This window comes from Pseudomonas sp. CM25, from assembly GCF_013179705.1.
GTDB lineage: Bacteria > Pseudomonadota > Gammaproteobacteria > Pseudomonadales > Pseudomonadaceae > Aquipseudomonas.
Genome location: NZ_JABMCW010000124.1, coordinates 1 through 14,880, shown reverse-complemented (window position 1 = coordinate 14,880; position 14,880 = coordinate 1). Strand labels below are relative to the sequence as shown.

At 63.7% G+C, this 14,880-nt stretch carries 11 protein-coding genes; 7 read left to right on the top strand and 4 right to left on the bottom strand.

The window, feature by feature from the left end:
- Positions 1 to 12: 12 nt before the first annotated feature.
- Positions 13 to 627 carry an NAD(P)-dependent oxidoreductase gene (locus tag HP546_RS14825; RefSeq protein ID WP_172226650.1) on the bottom strand — a complete coding sequence of 205 codons (615 nt, stop codon included), beginning with the start codon at positions 625 to 627 and terminating at the stop codon, positions 13 to 15.
- Positions 628 to 654: 27 nt separating this feature from the next.
- Positions 655 to 1,530 carry an MBL fold metallo-hydrolase gene (locus HP546_RS14820; RefSeq protein WP_172226647.1) on the bottom strand — a complete coding sequence of 292 codons (876 nt, stop codon included), beginning with the start codon at positions 1,528 to 1,530 and terminating at the stop codon, positions 655 to 657.
- Positions 1,531 to 1,632: 102 nt separating this feature from the next.
- Between HP546_RS14820 and HP546_RS14815 the strand changes: the two genes are divergently transcribed.
- Positions 1,633 to 2,538, top strand: a complete 906-nt coding sequence (locus HP546_RS14815; protein WP_172226644.1) for a LysR family transcriptional regulator — start codon at positions 1,633 to 1,635, stop codon at positions 2,536 to 2,538.
- 364 nt (positions 2,539 to 2,902) lie between these two features.
- Here the strand turns inward: HP546_RS14815 and HP546_RS14810 are convergent, their stop codons facing one another.
- Positions 2,903 to 3,772 carry an oxaloacetate decarboxylase gene (locus HP546_RS14810; protein WP_172226641.1) on the bottom strand — a complete coding sequence of 290 codons (870 nt, stop codon included), beginning with the start codon at positions 3,770 to 3,772 and terminating at the stop codon, positions 2,903 to 2,905.
- A gap of 376 nt (positions 3,773 to 4,148) precedes the next feature.
- Between HP546_RS14810 and HP546_RS14805 the strand changes: the two genes are divergently transcribed.
- Positions 4,149 to 5,600 carry an MDR family MFS transporter gene (locus tag HP546_RS14805; RefSeq protein ID WP_172226638.1) on the top strand — a complete coding sequence of 484 codons (1,452 nt, stop codon included), beginning with the start codon at positions 4,149 to 4,151 and terminating at the stop codon, positions 5,598 to 5,600.
- A gap of 74 nt (positions 5,601 to 5,674) precedes the next feature.
- On the opposite strand, the gene ttgR is transcribed toward HP546_RS14805, so the two are convergent.
- A complete protein-coding gene (gene ttgR / locus HP546_RS14800) occupies positions 5,675 to 6,307 on the bottom strand; it encodes an efflux transport transcriptional regulator TtgR (RefSeq protein WP_172226635.1) in 633 nt (210 codons plus the stop codon).
- 256 nt (positions 6,308 to 6,563) lie between these two features.
- On the opposite strand from ttgR, the gene ttgA reads away from it, so the two are divergent.
- The 5 genes from ttgA to HP546_RS14775 all read left to right on the top strand — a co-directional run.
- Positions 6,564 to 7,718 (top strand): toluene efflux RND transporter periplasmic adaptor subunit TtgA, encoded by a 1,155-nt coding sequence (ttgA, locus tag HP546_RS14795; protein WP_172226632.1) that lies wholly within the window; start codon positions 6,564 to 6,566, stop codon positions 7,716 to 7,718.
- Positions 7,719 to 7,721: 3 nt separating this feature from the next.
- Positions 7,722 to 10,874 (top strand): multidrug efflux RND transporter permease subunit TtgB, encoded by a 3,153-nt coding sequence (ttgB, locus tag HP546_RS14790; protein WP_172226629.1) that lies wholly within the window; start codon positions 7,722 to 7,724, stop codon positions 10,872 to 10,874.
- Positions 10,871 to 12,325, top strand: a complete 1,455-nt coding sequence (locus tag HP546_RS14785) for an AdeC/AdeK/OprM family multidrug efflux complex outer membrane factor (protein WP_172226626.1) — start codon at positions 10,871 to 10,873, stop codon at positions 12,323 to 12,325. Before ttgB ends, HP546_RS14785 begins: the two co-directional genes overlap by 4 nt.
- 360 nt (positions 12,326 to 12,685) lie before the next feature.
- A complete protein-coding gene (locus HP546_RS14780; protein ID WP_172226623.1) occupies positions 12,686 to 13,939 on the top strand; it encodes an OprD family porin in 1,254 nt (417 codons plus the stop codon).
- Positions 13,940 to 14,085: 146 nt separating this feature from the next.
- Positions 14,086 to 14,880: LysR family transcriptional regulator (locus HP546_RS14775; RefSeq protein ID WP_172226620.1), on the top strand; the 795-nt coding region annotated here is incomplete at its 3' end.

The window sequence follows — 14,880 nt, the reverse complement described above, 5'->3', positions numbered from 1 at the left end:
GAAGAAGGCAACTCAATAGCCGACTGTGAACCGCTGACGTGAATGCTGCGGCTTCTCCAGCTCATCCAGCATGGCAATCGCATAGTCGGCAAAGGTGATCCAGCTCTTGCCATCCGCACCGATCAGCAGATGGTCCTTGCCCAACGTGTAGTGCCCGCTGCGCGCCCCTTCAACGAACTCCGCCGACGGTGAGAGGAACGTCCAGTCCAGGTTCGGCTCGCGCTGCAACGCCTCCAGAAAACGCACCCCGGCAGTGGCCTCGGCCTTGTACGCCTCCGGGAAGTCCGGGCTGTCGATTACCCGAAGCCCCGACGGCAGCAACAGGCTGCCGGCACCGCCCACCACCAGCAGGCGCTTGACCCCGGCGCGCTTGACCGGTTCGATGATGGCCTGCGGCTCCATGGTGGAGAAATGCGCCGCGCTCAGCACCGCGTCCACACCCGCCACTGCCGCTTGAAGGGCCGCGCTGTCCTTGGCATCCAGTGCCATGACGGTCACCCCGTCACGCCCCTGCAGCTTCGAAGGGTCGCGGGCAATGGCCAGCACGCTGTGACCACGGCGCAGGACCTCTTCCAGCAACTGGCTGCCAGCGCGGCCAGTGGCACCGATGATTGCAATCTTGCTCATGGGATACTCTCCATCAGTTGAACGGAATTACCACTTCATTTCGCCCTTGGCGACCTTGGCCCCCAGCTCCAGCGAGCTTTCATCGGCCAGGCCCGGGTAACGCTGCTTCATCGCCTTGATCAACGCGCCAGCATCTTTCGCCTTGGCGGTTTCGGCATCGAAAGCACGGATGTAGTCGGCAGTAAAGCGCACGGCCTTCAGCGAGCGGCTGCTATCGCCCAGGTAGTGGCCCGGGATGACCGTGCGCGGCGCCAACGCTTCGATGTGCGCCAGGGTGCCAAGCCAGTCGGCGTGCGACCTGGCCGTTTGCGTGTCGGCCATCCATACATGAATATGCTCGGACACCACCACGCCACCCACCACCGCCTTGATCGACGGGATCCACACAAAGCTGCGATCCGGCTGCGGGCCATCCAGGCCGACCACCTCGAGGGCCTGCCCTTCCAGGGTCAGGCTGTGGCCCTCGAGCACCTGCGGCACCACCAGCCTTACCGGTTTGTCCGCACCCATCTGCGGCCCCCAGTACGCCAGCTTGGCATCCATTGTCTGGCGAATGTGCGCAACGGTGGCCGCCGAGGCCAGCACCTTGGCATCGGGGAAGGCCTGGGTCAGGGTGTGGAGGCCAAAGTAGTGGTCCGGGTCGCCATGGCTGATGTAGATGCTGGCCAGGTATTTGCCACTGGCCCGCAGGCGCTGTACCAGCTGCTCCGCCTGGGCCTTGCCGAACTGGGCATCGACCAGCACGGCGTCGTGCTGGCCGCTGACGATCACCGAGCTGACCGGGAAAATCGCCGCGTGCCCGGGGTTGTAGACCTCCAGCTGCAAGGGTTCGGCGGCCAGCACCGGGCCGGCCAGGGTTACACAGGCCAGCAGCAGGCCACGCAAAGGGGTGAACAGAGACATGGGCAACGCCTTCAGATGAGCAATGCCCTACAGCTTAGTTGCCAGATCCGTGACAAAAAATGCGATGCTGCAACATAGTTTATTTCTGAAACCGGGCAAATCATGGACCGTCTCAACGCCATGCGCGTTTTCGTCACCGTCGTCGACCTGGGCAGCCAGTCGGCGGCGGCTGATCAGCTGCAGCTTTCTCGCCCCGTCGTGTCGCGTTACCTGGCCGAGCTGGAGGCGTGGGTGGGCGCCCGGCTGATGCAGCGCACCACCCGCAAGCTCAGCCTCACCGCTGCCGGGCAGGAAACCTTGCCGCGCTGCCGGCAATTGCTGGAACTGGCCGGTGACCTGCAGGCGGCGGTGCAGCAGCCAGATGACGCGCCGAAAGGCGCACTGCGTATCAGCGTCAGTACCTCCTTCGGCCAGGCACAGCTGGCGGATGCAGTGGCTGCCTATGTGCGCCGCTACCCTGGGGTGAAGGTGGAACTGCAGATGCTCGACCGCACCGTCAACCTGGTGGATGAGCGCATCGACCTGGCAATCCGCACCAGCAACGACCTGGACCCCAACCTGATCGCCCGGCGCCTGACCGTGTGCCGTTCGGTGGTCTGCGCGGCACCGGCCTACCTGCACGAGCATGGCACGCCGCAACGGGTCGAGGAATTGAGCCGACACAACTGCCTGACCCATGCCTACTTCGGGCACAGCCTCTGGCAATTCGAGGTGGCCGGCCAGCAGGTCGCGGTGCCGGTGGCGGGGAACATCAGTGCCAACGAGGCGATGACCCTGCAGAAAGCCGCGCTGGCCGGCGCCGGCATCGCCCTGCTGCCCACCTACCAGGCCGCCGAGGCCCTGCGCAGAGGTGTGCTGGTGCGCCTGCTGCCACAAGCCAAGCCGCGCGAGCTGAGTCTCAATGCCGTGTACACCTCGCGCAAGCACATGCCGGCCACCTTGCGCAGCATGCTGGACTTTCTGGTACAGCGGTTTCAGGACGAGCCGGAGTGGGACCGCGATTTGTAATGGACATAGTGGCCTCATCGCCGGCAAGCCAGCTCCCACAGGTATAGCGCTGGCTTTGGCTGCGATGGCGTACCTGTGGGAGCTGGCTTGCCGGCGATGAGGCCGGTGCATGTCAACGTATAGACTATGCTTCTTGGTATCACCTATCGCTGTACCAGGAGGTGAGCACCATGGGCATCAAATCAAGAAGAGTCGCCCTTGTCATGGCCCTGACTGCAGTCGCAGGGCTCTACGGCTCAGCCTGCTGGCGCGCCGAGCTGCTGCGCAGCCAGCCCAGCGCCGCCGCCAGTTGCGAGCAGGCACATTGCGTGCCTCACAGCGCAACCTTGAGCGCCGTCCGTTGAGTTGACGGCCCCCCGGCCGCTCACTCTTCGACGCTCATGTATTCCTTGGCCCAGCGGATGTAGTCCTCAGGCTGGGTGTAGGTGTGCGAGAGCTCGGTAGCGCTCAGGCTTTCCGATTTGTTCTGCTGGCCGCGCTGCAGCCGCAGGCAGTCATACGTGGCCTTGATCGCGGCAAAGTAGGCGGCATGGCCATCTACCACGATGCGCACGCCAAGGCGTGCCAGGCGTTCGTCGTCGCGCAGGTTCGGGTTCGCATAGGTGACCAGCATCAGCGGCACGGTGAGGTGCTCGGCGATCTTTTCCAGCTGCTCGAAGTCCTTCACACCCACCATACAGATGCCATCGGCGCCGGCCTTCTGGTAGCTCTGGGTGCGCACGATGATTTCTTCGGTGCTGAGCACGCCAGCGTTGGTGCGGGCAATGATCGACAGCGAGGAATCGACCCGCGCCTCCAGCGCCGCACGGATCTTGCCCACGCCTTCCTCGACCGGGATCAGGTCGGTCGACTTGCGGCCGAACTGGGCAGGCAGCAGGGTGTCCTCGATGGTCAGCGCAGCCACACCGGCGCGCTCCAGTTCGGTGACCGTGCGCATCACGTTCAGCGCGTTGCCATAGCCATGGTCGGCGTCAGCCAGCACCGGCAGCTGCGCTACCCGGCCGATACGAGTGGCCTGTTCGACGAACTCGCTGAGGGTGATCAGGGCGAAGTCCGGCGCGGCCAGCACCTGCAACGACGCGACGGAACCGCCAAGGATGCCGACCTCGAAGCCCAGGTCTGCGGCAATGCGTGCCGACATCGGGTCGAATACCGATGCGGTGTGGAAACAGGAACCTGAAGCGAGCAGCTCGCGGAAGGCAAAACGCAGATCTTGATGGGAAGCCTTGGGCATGATCACTCCGCAATGTAAGTTGAAATTTGAACGGTAACTACCGACCCCTGTAATCGGGTCTACCTGGCCTGTTCCAACCGACGCGTTCCGGGCGGTCATGCTCGACATGCAGGCAGAGGAATAAAAGGTGTGGGAGACAACGGGCGGAAAACCTGCGGCATATTGTTGCACCAAGCTGGTGCAGGCCCCGGATTTCAGCCGCTGTGGCATACCAACGATATCACGCGGCCATGCAGCACTGGATGAATGCGCCAATGCCGATCTTGCATAGGGGATGCAGATAGTACATAGGAAGCTACCTAACTCAGGTTACAATTCGTGGGTTCTTCGCCGGCAAGCCCGTGAAGAAGCAGCCAAACACAGACAAGGTAAACCCGTGACCGCCGCCCTGCCGCCCACCTCCCTGCGCAACGTGCTCACCGCCCTGATGCTGGCGATCTTCCTCGGCGCGCTCGACCAGACCATCGTCGCCGTCTCGCTGCCGGCGATCTCGGCCCAGTTCAACGATGTCGGTCTGCTGGCCTGGGTCATCTCCGGCTACATGGTGGCGATGACCGTAGCCGTGCCGATCTACGGCAAGCTCGGTGACCTGTACGGTCGTCGGCGGATGATCCTCACCGGCATCAGCCTGTTCACGGTGGCCTCGATTGCCTGCGCCCTGGCCCAGGACATGCCGCAACTGGTGCTGGCCCGGGTGCTGCAGGGCATTGGCGCAGGCGGTATGGTTTCGGTGAGCCAGGCAATCATCGGCGACTTCGTGCCGCCGCGCGAACGCGGCCGCTACCAGGGTTACTTCAGCAGCATGTATGCAGTGGCCAGCGTCGCCGGGCCGGTGCTGGGCGGCTGGCTCACCGAGTACCTGTCGTGGCGCTGGGTGTTCTGGATCAACCTGCCGCTGGGGCTGGTGGCCTTGTGGGCAATCCGCCGGGCCCTGGGCGGCCTGCCGGTGCAGCGTCGCCAGGCCCGGGTGGACTACGTGGGCGCCGTGCTGCTGATCCTTGGCCTGGGCAGTTTGCTGTTGGGCATCACCCTGGTCGGCCAGGGCCATAGCTGGGCCAATCCGGCCGTACTGGCGCTGTTCGCTTGCGCCGTGCTCGGCCTGGCGCTGTTCACCGTCCATGAACGCCGCTGCCCAGAGCCACTGCTGCCGCTCGGTCTGTTCGGCAACCGGGTGGCAGTGCTGTGCTGGGGGGTGATCTTTTTCGCCAGTTTCCAGTCGATTTCCCTGACCATGCTGATGCCCTTGCGCTACCAGGGCATCACCGGCGCCGGCGCCGACAGCGCCGCCCTGCATTTGCTGCCGCTGGCCATGGGGCTGCCCATGGGCGCCTTCACCGGCGGGCGCATGACCAGCCGAACCGGGCGCTACAAGCCGCAGATCCTTGCCGGGGCGCTGCTGATGCCGCTGGCCATCTTCGCCATGGCGCTGACACCGCCGCAGTCGGCGCTGCTCAGCGCACTGTTCATGTTACTGACCGGGATTGCCTGCGGGCTGCAGTTCCCGACCTCGCTGGTGGGTACGCAAAGTGCGGTGGACAGCAGGGATATTGGCGTCGCCACCAGCACCACCAACCTGTTCCGCTCGCTCGGTGGTGCCATGGGTGTGGCGTGCATGTCCAGCCTGCTGCTGACGCTGCTGCACCAGGGCGGCTTCGAACTGCTGGGCAACCCATTGCTTGGCAGCTTGAAGGCTGGCGAGGTGGACCTGGCAACGCAGGGGCGGCTGCTGGAGACGTTCCGGCAGCTGCTGATGGCCAGTGCTGCCGTGGCTGTACTGGGGCTGGTTGCAGCGATTGCCTTGCCAGACCGGCAGTTACGCGGCCATTAGGGGCGCCCGCGTCGCGCATTTAATCCTCCGTTAATACGTGGGGGAAACACTCCCTCACAATCCTTAACAAAGTGTCATTTGCGCAGAGCCGGGCTCAAGCGCAGCATATCCAGCCCGGTGTCGACCCATTTTTCGACATCACCCAACAGATCGAAACTGTCAGGCAGCAGCAGCCAGCGCCCGATCAGGCCATCCACATACGCGAAGATGGCCACCGCCGAGCGCTCGACATCCAGCTCGCCCGGCAGCTGCCCCCGGCGCACGGCATTGGCCAACGCCAGGGCAACGCCCTTATGGCAATCCAGCACCGCACCTTGCCGTTGCTGGCGAATTTCACACATGTCATCGGTGAACTCGCACTTGTGATGCAGGATTTCATTGATACGCCGGGTCCGGGCATCGAGCACCAGCTCGTTGAACACCTGCAGCAGCAATTTGCGCATGCAGCCAAGCGGGTCGACTTCGTCCTCGCTTTCGCTCGCCCGCGCCAGGTGGTCATGGGTCTCGTGCAGGCTGTCGAGCAATGCCTGCACCAGCTCGGCCTTGTTGTTGAAGTGCCAGTAGATCGCGCCCCGGGTCACACCCGCCAGTTCGGCGATGTCGGCCAGGGTGGTGCGCGCAACCCCGCGCTTGTAGAAAGCCCTTTCCGCCGCCTCGATGATCTGGGCGCGGGTTTCCTGGGCTTCCTCTTTGGTTCGACGGACCATGGCAGTACAACCTCATCTGGCCCGAACGCGCGGCGCGCACGGGAGAACGCTTCGCGGGCACCTCTGCAGGGGGCCTCACGGATAAGCTAATCAGGGCTGTGGCAGTACCCGAGTACCACCCAGCGGTATTTACAAACAACCATGAATGTAAGTATATTCCTTAGCAAGCTATTTATCCACCGGATAGCAATTTTTCCAGATCAGACTCTTCCATTACTCTTGAGCGTCTCCCTGCTCTAGCGATCCGAGGATCCTCATGCAATTCAAGCCAGCCGTTACCGCTCTGGTTTCCGCCGTCGCCCTGGCAACCCTGCTCAGTGGCTGCAAGAAAGAAGAAGCAGCGCCAGCGGCGCAGGCTCCTCAGGTCGGCGTCGTGACCATCCAGCCGCAAGCCTTCACCCTGACCTCGGAACTGCCGGGGCGTACCAGTGCCTACCGCGTCGCCGAAGTGCGCCCGCAGGTCAACGGCATCATCCTCAAGCGCCTGTTCAAGGAAGGCAGCGACGTCAAGGAAGGTCAGCAGCTGTACCAGATCGACCCTGCCGTGTACGAAGCCACGCTGGGCAATGCCCAGGCCAACCTGCAGGCCACCCGCTCCCTGGCCGAGCGCTACAAGCAGCTGATCGACGAGCAGGCGGTGTCCAAGCAGGAATACGACGACGCCAATGCCAAACGATTGCAGGCCGAGGCTTCGCTCAAGAGCGCCCAGATCGACCTGCGCTATACCAAGGTGCTGGCACCGATCAGCGGCCGTATCGGCCGTTCTTCGTTCACCGAGGGTGCACTGGTGAACAACGGCCAGACCAACGCCATGGCCACCATCCAGCAGCTCGACCCGATGTACGTCGACGTCACCCAGTCCACCGCCGAGCTGCTCAAGCTGCGCCGTGACCTCGAAAGCGGCCAGCTGCAGAAGGCCGGCGACAACGCCGCCTCGGTGCAACTGGTGCTGGAAGACGGCAGCCTGTTCAAGCAGCAAGGCCGCCTGGAATTCTCCGAAGTGGCGGTCGACGAGACCACCGGTTCGGTCACCCTGCGCGCCATCTTCCCCAACCCCGACCACACCCTGCTGCCTGGCATGTTCGTGCATGCGCGGCTCAAGGCCGGGGTCAACGCCAACGCCATCCTGGCCCCGCAACAGGGCGTGACCCGCGACCTGAAAGGCGCGCCGACCGCGCTGGTGGTCAACCAGGAAAACAAGGTCGAACTGCGCCAGCTCAAGGCCAACCGTACCCTGGGCAGCGACTGGCTGATCGAGGAAGGCCTGAACCCGGGCGATCGCCTGATCACCGAAGGCCTGCAGTACGTGCGCCCTGGCGTCGAGGTCAAGGTCAGCGAAGCCACCAACGTCCAGAAGCCGGCCAGCCCCGACCAGGCCAACACGGCGAAAGCAGACGCCAAAGCGGAGTAAACCATGTCGAAGTTCTTTATCGATCGCCCGATCTTCGCCTGGGTGATCGCCTTGGTGATCATGCTGGTCGGGGCCTTGTCGATCCTGAAGCTGCCGATCAACCAGTACCCCAGCATCGCGCCGCCGGCGATCGCCATCGCCGTGACCTACCCGGGCGCCTCGGCGCAAACCGTGCAGGACACCGTGGTGCAGGTGATCGAGCAGCAGCTCAACGGTATCGACAACCTGCGCTATGTGTCGTCGGAAAGTAACTCCGATGGCAGCATGACCATTACCGCCACGTTCGAACAAGGTACCAACGCCGACACCGCGCAGGTGCAGGTGCAGAACAAGCTCAACCTGGCCACCCCGCTGCTGCCGCAAGAAGTGCAGCAGCAAGGTATCCGCGTCACCAAGGCTGTGAAGAACTTCCTGCTGGTGATCGGCCTGGTGTCCGAAGACGGCAGCATGACCAAGGACGACCTGGCCAACTACATCGTCTCCAACATGCAGGACCCGATCTCGCGTACCGCAGGTGTGGGTGACTTCCAGGTGTTTGGTGCCCAGTACGCCATGCGTATCTGGCTTGATCCGGCCAAGCTGAACAAATTCCAGCTGACCCCGGTCGACGTCAAGACCGCGGTCGCCGCGCAGAACGTGCAGGTGTCCTCCGGTCAGCTCGGCGGCCTGCCGGCCATGCCGGGTACCCAGCTGAACGCGACCATCATCGGCAAGACCCGCCTGCAGACCGCCGAGCAGTTCGAAAAGATCCTGCTCAAGGTCAACAGCGATGGCTCGCAAGTACGCCTGGGCGATGTCGCCGAGGTGGGCCTGGGTGGTGAAAACTACGCGGTCAGCGCCCAGTTCAACGGCAAGCCGGCTTCGGGCCTTGCGGTAAAACTGGCCACCGGCGCCAACGCCCTGGACACTGCCAAGGCACTGCGCAAGACCATCAGCGACCTGGAGCCGTTCTTCCCGCCAGGGGTCAAGGCGGTGTTCCCGTATGACACCACCCCGGTGGTCACCGAATCGATCAGCGGCGTGATCCACACCCTGATCGAAGCGGTGGTGCTGGTGTTCCTGGTGATGTACCTGTTCCTGCAGAACTTCCGCGCCACCATCATCACCACCATGACCGTACCGGTGGTGTTGCTGGGTACCTTCGGCATCCTGGCCGCTGCGGGCTTCAGCATCAACACCCTGACCATGTTCGCCATGGTATTGGCCATCGGCTTGCTGGTGGATGACGCCATCGTCGTGGTGGAAAACGTCGAGCGGGTGATGTCCGAGGAAGGGCTGCCGCCCAAGGAGGCCACCAAACGTTCGATGGAGCAGATCCAGGGCGCCCTGGTGGGTATCGCCCTGGTGCTGTCGGCGGTACTGCTGCCGATGGCGTTCTTCGGCGGTTCCACCGGTGTGATCTACCGGCAGTTCTCCATCACCATCGTCTCGGCCATGGGCCTGTCGGTGCTGGTTGCGCTTATCTTCACCCCCGCGCTGTGCGCCACCATGCTGACGCCGCTGAAAAAGGGCGAGCACCATGTGGCCAAAGGCGGGTTCTTTGGCTGGTTCAACCGCAACTTCGACCGCAGCGTTACCGGCTACGAGCGCAGCGTGGGCACCATCCTGCGCAACAAGGTGCCGTTCCTGCTGGCCTATGCACTGATCGTTGTAGGCATGATCTGGCTGTTCGCCCGCATCCCTACCGCGTTCCTGCCGGAAGAAGACCAGGGCGTACTGTTCGCACAGGTCCAGACCCCGGCCGGTTCCAGTGCCGAGCGCACCCAGGTGGTGGTCGACCAGATGCGTGAGTACCTGTTGAAGGACGAGGCCGATACCGTGTCGTCGGTGTTCACCGTCAACGGCTTCAACTTCGCCGGCCGTGGCCAGAGCTCGGGCATGGCGTTCATCATGCTCAAGCCGTGGGGCGAGCGTTCGGCCGAGAACAGCGTGTTCAACCTGTCGACCCGCGCCCAGCAACACTTCTTCGGCTTCCGCGACGCCATGGTGTTCGCTTTCGCCCCGCCGGCAGTACTCGAACTGGGTAACGCCACCGGCTTTGACGTGTTCCTGCAGGACCGCGCCGGCGTCGGCCATGCCAAGCTGATGGAAGCCCGCAACCAGTTCCTGGCCAAGGCCGCGCAGAGCAAGGTCCTGATGGCGGTGCGCCCCAACGGCCTGAACGATGAGCCGCAATACCAGCTGACCATCGACGACGAACGTGCCAGCGCCTTGGGCGTGACCATCGCCGACATCAACAACACCCTGTCGATCGCGCTCGGTGCCAGCTACGTCAACGACTTCATCGACCGTGGCCGGGTCAAGAAGGTGTACATCCAGGGCGAACCGAATGCGCGGATGAGCCCGGAAGACCTGCAGAAGTGGTACGTGCGCAACGGCAAGGGCGAAATGGTGCCGTTCTCCTCGTTCGCCAAGGGCGAGTGGACCTACGGCTCGCCGAAGCTGTCGCGCTACAACGGCGTCGAGGCGGTCGAAGTGCTGGGTGCTCCGGCTCCGGGCTACAGTACGGGTGAAGCCATGGCCGAGGTAGAACGCATCGTCGGCGAACTGCCAACCGGCATCGGCTACTCCTGGACTGGTATGTCCTACGAGGAAAAACTCTCCGGTTCGCAGATGCCGGCGCTGTTCGCCCTGTCGATCCTGTTCGTGTTCCTCTGCCTGGCAGCGCTGTACGAAAGCTGGTCGATCCCGATCGCGGTCGTGCTGGTGGTGCCGTTGGGTATCATCGGTGCGCTGATCGCCACCAGCCTGCGCGGGCTGTCCAACGACGTGTACTTCCTGGTCGGCCTGTTGACCACCATCGGCCTGGCGGCGAAAAACGCCATTCTGATCGTCGAGTTCGCCAAGGAGCTGCACGAGCAAGGTCGCAGCCTGTATGACGCCACCATCGAGGCGTGCCGCATGCGTCTGCGCCCGATCATCATGACCTCGCTGGCGTTCATCCTCGGCGTGGTACCGTTGACTATCGCCAGTGGCGCCGGTGCCGGCAGCCAGCATGCCATCGGTACGGGCGTGATCGGCGGCATGATCAGTGCGACGGTGTTGGCAATCTTCTGGGTACCGCTATTCTTCGTCGCTGTGTCGTCGCTGTTCGGCAGCAAAAAGCCGGAAAAAGACGCCACCCCTGAAACTCCACGTTATGAGGCTGGGCAATGACCAAGTCTTTGTTGTCCCTGGCGGTAACCGCTTTCATTCTCGGCGGCTGCTCGCTGATCCCTGACTACCAGACCCCGGAATCGCCGGCGGCTGCGCAGTGGCCGCAAGGCCCTGCGTACTCGCCGACGCAGTCGGCGGACGTCGCCGCTGCCGAACAGGGCTGGCGGCAGTTCTTCCACGACCCGGCACTGCAGCAGCTGATCCAGACCTCGCTGGTGAACAACCGCGACCTGCGCGTCGCGGCCTTGAACATCGACGCCTACCGCGCGCAGTACCGTATCCAGCGTGCCGACTTGTTCCCGGCGGTTTCGGCCACCGGCAGCGGCAGCCGCCAGCGCGTGCCGGGGAACATGTCGCAAACCGGTGAATCGGGCATCACCAGCCAGTACTCGGCCACCTTGGGCGTCAGCGCCTATGAGCTGGACCTGTTCGGCCGGGTGCGCAGCCTGTCCGAGCAAGCCCTGGAAACCTACCTGTCCAGTGAGCAGGCCCGTCGCTCCACGCAGATTGCCTTGGTGGCCAGCGTGGCCAACGCCTACTACACCTGGCAGGCCGACCAGGCGCTGTTCAAGCTGACCGAAGAAACGCTGAAGACTTACCAGGAAAGCTACAACCTGACCCGTCGCAGCAACGAAGTGGGCGTAGCGTCGGCGCTGGACCTCAGCCAGGCACGCACCGCCGTCGAAGGCGCCCGGGTCAAGTACTCGCAGTACCAGCGCCTTGTCGCCCAGGACGTCAACAGCCTGACCGTGCTGCTGGGTACCGGCATTCCTGCCAACCTGGCCAAGCCGCTGGAGCTCAACGCCGACCAGCTGGCCAAGGTCCCGGCCGGCCTGCCGTCGGACATTCTCCAGCGTCGCCCGGACATCCAGGAAGCCGAGCACCTGCTGAAGGCTGCCAACGCCAACATCGGCGCCGCCCGCGCAGCGTTCTTCCCGAGCATCAGCCTGACGGCCAACGCCGGCAGCCTGAGCCCGGACATGGGTCACCTGTTCAGCGGTGGTCAAGGCACCTGGCTGTTCCAGCCGCAGATCAACCTGCCGATCTTCAACGCCGGCAGCCTGAAGGCCAGCCTGGAATACTCGAAGATCCAGAAGGACATCAACGTCGCCAAGTACGAAAAAACCATCCAGACCGCCTTCCAGGAAGTCTCCGATGGCCTGGCGGCGCGCAAGACCTTCGAAGAGCAGCTGCAGGCCCAGCGCGATCTGGTGCAAGCCAACCAGGACTACTACCGTCTGGCCGAACGCCGCTACCGCATCGGGATCGACAGCAACCTGACTTTCCTCGATGCCCAGCGCAACCTGTTCAGCGCCCAGCAGGCCCTGATCGGCGACCGCCTTTCGCAGCTGACCAGCGAGGTCAACCTGTACAAGGCGTTGGGCGGTGGCTGGTATGAGCAGACCGGGCAGGCCAACCAGCAGGCATCGGTGGAAGTACCGAAGAGCTGATAGGCCTTGGTTTAGCAGAAAGCCCACCCTTGATGGTGGGCTTTTTGTTTTGTGTTACCTGCACTGGCCCTATCGCCGGCAAGCCAGCTCCCACAAGGACCACGTAGAACCTGATGAATGTGGGGGCCCTGTGGGAGCTGGCTTGCCGGCGATAGGGCCAGTACAGACAAACTATTAACCACCTGGAACATTCCGTTCGATTATCGCCCTCTACCGTTTGCGGCGAATTGCCTCACCCCCGCCCTACCCCGCACCATCCCCTCACGCAACGTTGCCCAGGTTCATCAATAAAGCCCCGCCCCTGCAGGCCGCATCCTGCAGCGCACCGGCTCACCCATAAAAACAAGAGATCCACGACAGATGAGCATTTCGCAACCCGCACGCCAGCTGCTGCCCGGCCTGTTGGCCATGTCCTGCGCGTTCCCGCTGTGCGCCGCCGAAGGCGGTTTCATGGAGGATGCCAAGGCCACTCTCAACCTGCGCAACTTCTACATCAACCGCAACTTCGTCGACCCGGCCAACGCCCAAGGCAAGGCCGAGGAATGGACCCAGAGCTTCATCCTCGACGCCCGCTCCGGCTTCACCCAGGGTACTGTCGGTTTCGGCGTGGACGTTCTGGGCCTGTATTCGGTCAAGCTCGATGGCGGCAGAGGCACCACCAACACTCACCTGCTGCCGGTGCATGACGATGGGCGGCCGGCCGACGACTTCGGCCGCCTGGGCGTGGCGCTAAAAGCCAAGCTCTCGGAAACCGAGCTGAAAGTGGGCGAATGGATGCCGGTACTGCCGATCCTGCGCTCGGACGATGGCCGTTCGCTGCCGCAGACCTTCCGCGGCGGCCAGCTGACCTCGAAGGAAATCGCCGGCCTGACCCTGTACGCCGGCCAGTTCGGCGGCAACAGCCCGCGCAACGACGCGAGCATGGAGGACATGTCGCTAAACGGCCGGGCGGCGTTCACCTCCGACCGCTTCAACTTCGGGGGCGGCGAGTACACCTTCAATGACAAACGCACCATGGTCGGCCTGTGGAATGCCCAGCTCAAGGACATCTACCGCCAGCAGTACCTCAACCTGGTACACAGCCAGCCCCTGGGTGACTGGACCCTGGGCGCCAACCTGGGCTACTTCATCGGCAAGGAAGACGGCGCCGAACGCGCCGGCAAGCTGGACAACCGCACCGCCTCGGCGATGCTCTCGGCACGCTACCAGGGCCACACGTTCTATGTCGGCCTGCAGAAGGTCAGCGGCGACGACGCCTGGATGCGGGTCAACGGCACCAGCGGCGGCACCCTGGCCAACGACAGCTACAACTCCAGCTTCGACAACGCCAAGGAGCGTTCCTGGCAAGTACGCCATGACTTCAACTTTGCCACCGTCGGCGTGCCGGGCCTGACCTTGATGAACCGCTACATCAAGGGTGACAACGTTACCGCCGGCGCTGTGGACGATGGCAAGGAATGGGCGCGGGAGACCGAGCTGGCCTATGTGGTGCAGTCGGGCAGCTTCAAGGACCTGTCGGTGAAGTGGCGCAACTCCACCATGCGCCGGGACTTCAGCACCAATGCGTTCGATGAGAACCGCCTGATTGTGAGCTACCCGCTGAATCTGCTTTGAAGCTGATGGCCTTTGGCGGGCTTGCCCGCGAAAGGCCAATCGCCCAATAAATAACCAATGGATATAACCAAATCAATAAACCGTCTTTGACGGAATATAAAGTAATCGCTTGAATAGGCCCCTGATCCCCGCCCCAGAGCCGTGACATGGACCTCCGCCAGCTGCGCTACTTCATCGCCCTCACCGACTACCGCAGTTTCGTCCGTGCCGCCGAGGCCATGGGCATCACCCAACCGGCCTTCAGCCGCGCCATCCAGAACCTTGAACACAGCTTCGGCTGCCCGCTGGTCGACCGCGCCAGCAAAGCCCTGCCGCCCACGCCCGAAGGCCTGGTGGTACTGCAGCATGCCCGTCGCCTGGTACAAGGCGCGGCGCAACTGAGCAACGACGTGCTGCAAATGACCAAGCTCGATGCCGGCGAACTGCACTTCGGCAGCGGCCCGGCGCTGGCCGTGCGCCTGGTGCCCGAGGCTTTGCGCCACTTCATCGAGCGCCACCCGGGCATCCGCACCGCGCTGCTGGTGGACAATGCCGAACGCCTTGGCCAGGCCCTGCGCCGTGAACAGATCGAGTTTTTCGTCGACGATATCCGCCTCTTCGAAGCCGACCCCAACTTCCACACCGAGCCGCTGTCACCCCGCCCGGGCCTGTTCTTCTGCCGCCCGGGGCACCCGTTGCTGAGCAAGGACAGCCTGTCGACCAACGACCTTTTTCGCTACCCGCTGGCCAGCGCCCTGCTCGCCCCGGGGGTTCGCAAGCGCCTGGCCAACCTGAGCGGGCGCAGCGACTTCGCCCCGCACTTGCAGACCGAACACCTGGCCATCCTGCGCAGTGTGGTGCAAGCCAGCGACGCCATTGGCACGGCCAGCGAGGAAGCGGTCGCCGAAGACCTCGCCAGCGGTAAGCTGGTGCGCCTGCACTGGCGCAACCTGCCACCGGCG

Excerpts from the sequence above, each read along its gene's own strand:
- HP546_RS14810 (WP_172226641.1), bottom strand. The coding sequence starts at position 3,772 with ATGCCCAAGGCTTCCCATCAAGATCTGCGTTTTGCCTTCCGCGAGCTG.
- HP546_RS14825 (WP_172226650.1), bottom strand. The coding sequence starts at position 627 with ATGAGCAAGATTGCAATCATCGGTGCCACTGGCCGCGCTGGCAGCCAG.
- ttgB (WP_172226629.1), top strand. The coding sequence starts at position 7,722 with ATGTCGAAGTTCTTTATCGATCGCCCGATCTTCGCCTGGGTGATCGCC.
- HP546_RS14785 (WP_172226626.1), top strand. The coding sequence starts at position 10,871 with ATGACCAAGTCTTTGTTGTCCCTGGCGGTAACCGCTTTCATTCTCGGC.
- ttgA (WP_172226632.1), top strand. The coding sequence starts at position 6,564 with ATGCAATTCAAGCCAGCCGTTACCGCTCTGGTTTCCGCCGTCGCCCTG.
- HP546_RS14780 (WP_172226623.1), top strand. The coding sequence starts at position 12,686 with ATGAGCATTTCGCAACCCGCACGCCAGCTGCTGCCCGGCCTGTTGGCC.
- ttgR (WP_172226635.1), bottom strand. The coding sequence starts at position 6,307 with ATGGTCCGTCGAACCAAAGAGGAAGCCCAGGAAACCCGCGCCCAGATC.
- HP546_RS14820 (WP_172226647.1), bottom strand. The coding sequence starts at position 1,530 with ATGTCTCTGTTCACCCCTTTGCGTGGCCTGCTGCTGGCCTGTGTAACC.
- HP546_RS14815 (WP_172226644.1), top strand. The coding sequence starts at position 1,633 with ATGGACCGTCTCAACGCCATGCGCGTTTTCGTCACCGTCGTCGACCTG.